The sequence below is a fragment of the Dietzia sp. SLG310A2-38A2 genome (genome assembly GCF_014145095.1).
Taxonomy (GTDB): Bacteria; Actinomycetota; Actinomycetes; order Mycobacteriales; family Mycobacteriaceae; genus Dietzia.
The window spans coordinates 1-2,481 of sequence record NZ_JAALDX010000451.1 but is presented as its reverse complement, the minus strand read 5'-3'; the positions used below and the strand labels follow the sequence as shown (position 1 = coordinate 2,481).

General features: G+C 71.2%; 1 protein-coding gene. It reads right to left on the bottom strand.

Features of this window, described 5'->3' with window-relative positions; all coding sequences use genetic code 11:
- Positions 1-2,331, bottom strand: a 2,331-nt coding sequence (locus tag G6027_RS14905) for a condensation domain-containing protein (RefSeq protein ID WP_241727167.1), incomplete at its 3' end; no start/stop codon positions are given.
- Positions 2,332-2,481 lie beyond the last annotated feature (150 nt).

Sequence of the window (2,481 nt, the reverse complement as noted above, 5' to 3'; positions counted from 1 at the left end):
TCCCGCCGAGAAGAAGTCGGTCGAATCGGTGGGGGCGCTCCCCAGCTGGGACGCCACGGCCTCGCGGACGTGGGCCAGGGTGGCCTGCGCGGCGACTCGCAGCGGCCGGGACACCGTGCCGTTCGAGGTGTCACCGGGCGCTCGCGACGTGAGGCCCGCCAACGATCGGTCGCCGGCCGGCGACCCGTCCTGACCATCGCGGCCGTGCTGCGGCCAGTCGGCGTGCTCGAGCACCCGGTCCTCCAGCACGACGTCGATGAAGTCCCGAACCCGGTCGAGCAGGCGCTGGTGATCGTCGGGGTCGATGACCCCCTCGGGGCAGTCGATGTTGCACACGATCTGGTCATGCTCCGACGCCACCTGCAGGTCCACGAGGACCTGAGGAGTGCGCACCCTCTCCCACACATCGGCCGGATCGATGCGTCTGGTCACCGACTGCGCCGTGGGATCGTTGAAGCCCAGCGTCGAGGTGAACACGACGGGAGAGACCAGGCCGCGGGTGCCCCGGTGCCGCGACAGCTCGCGGGCGACGTCGACGCCGTCGACGGCGGAATCGTCGAGCGAACGACCGACCGCGTCGCCGAAGCCACCGGCGTGCACCGCCGGGTCCGACGAGTCGGGTACCGAGATGTCCACCAGCACCGTCGAGGAGAACGCGCCCAGGACCCTGTCGATGTCGCCGGAGATCGGCGGACGGTTGAAGTACAGGACGGTGAGCAGGAAACGTTCCTGGGCACACCACTCGGAGAGCGCGTGGGAGTACGCCGCCCCGAACACCGCCGTGGGAGTGACCCGCGCGGCGCGGCACCGCTCGGTGAACGCGGCGGTGGTAGCGGCGTCGAGTCGGAACGCACGGCGTTCCATCCGTCGCACCCGGTCCGGCACCGACCGCACGGGGACGGGCGGGGCCTGCGGCAAGCCGGGGAACCGGCGACGCCAGTTCTCCAGTGCGCGACGAGCGGCCGGACGCGACGCGTCAGCCTCCAGGGTCGCCACGTGGTCGGCGAAGCTCACCTCGGGCGCCCGGAAGTGGGCGTTGGGCTCGTCGTGAAAAGTGAGCAGTTGGTCGAAGAACAGGTAGAAGGACCATCCGTCCACAAAGACGAGGGCCGCCACCACATGCACACGGGCACCGCCTCCCGGCAGCAGGTGCGCCCGGATACGGAAGGTCGGCCACTGCTCGGGGTCGGGCCCGTCGACCTCCCAGGCCGACCGGGTGTCCGCGATGGCGTGGGAGACCTCCTCGTCCGAGCGCCCGGTGAGGTCGACGATCTCGACCGGGTCGGCGGCGAGCCGGGGGTCGTCGGGATCGAGGACGCGTTGGTAGCCGTCCTCGGTGACCACGGCGCGCAGCATCGGTTGGTGATCGATGAGCCGGCGAGCGGCCGCGCGCAGCCGTTCGGGGTCGCACAGCGGGTCGAAGAAGTCGACGACGAAGTGCGCTGCGTCGTTCGAGAGCTGCCACCCCCCCTGGGCACCGACCCAGTAGGCCTGCTGCAGGGGGGTCAGGGGGAACGGCCTCCCCGGCTCCGCACGAATGAGTTGCGGCGGTTCGGCATCACCGATGCGCCATCCCGCCGCCGTCGCCTGACGGGCGATCTCCTCGGGAGTCACCCCGTTGAGGACGTCGGCGACGGGGACCGTGACACCGATCCCCCGTAGGCCGGCCACCGTTCGCACCGCGGTGAGCGAGTCGCCACCCAGTCCCAGGAAGTCCGAATCGGCCCTGACGTCGGCGCGGTCGAGCCCCAGCACGTCGGCCCAGGCTCCCCGGACGAGGTCGAGCAGGGTCGCGGCCGGATCGCGCACCTGGTCGCCACCGGGCTGCCCCGTGCCTGCCTCCTCGACCCCGGGGGACAGCCCCTCGGCTGACGACGCGCCCCCGGTGAGAATCCGCACCGCCTCGGAGTAGACGGCGACGGCCCGCCCGAGCCGCTCGGCGTCGACCGCCGACGCGAGGTAGTCCCACTGGGCGATGATGCTCCCATCCCAGCGGTAGGCCTGGTGGTCCAACACCACCTGCGGTGTCTGGCTGATTCCCCCGACGAGCTCACCGCTCCAGTCGTCGTCGAACCCAGACTCCTCCTCCCCACCGAGGGTGCTGGTGAACACGACCGGTGCCGAGAACCGCCGACCCTCCTGAGCGCTGCGCATGGCGAGCACGTCGATCCCCGACACGCTCGACCGGTCGAGCGTCTCGAACAGCGAGGCACCCACCGAGTCCAGGGAGGCGTGGGGATCGGCCGAGGTGTGCAGTGCCACCAGGGAGAGCTCGGTGAACTCTCCGATGACCCCGGCCATCTCCGGCGGACGACCGAAGGTCGTGAGCATCACGGAGAACTCCGATCGGCCGGACAACTCGCGCAACATGTGGGCATACGCGGTGAGCAGCAGCGCGGCCGGCGTGGTCCGCCTGCGTGCGCTCGTGCGCACCACCGCCTCGCTCAGCTCGGGACCGAGGACCCACCGGTGCCGTGCGAA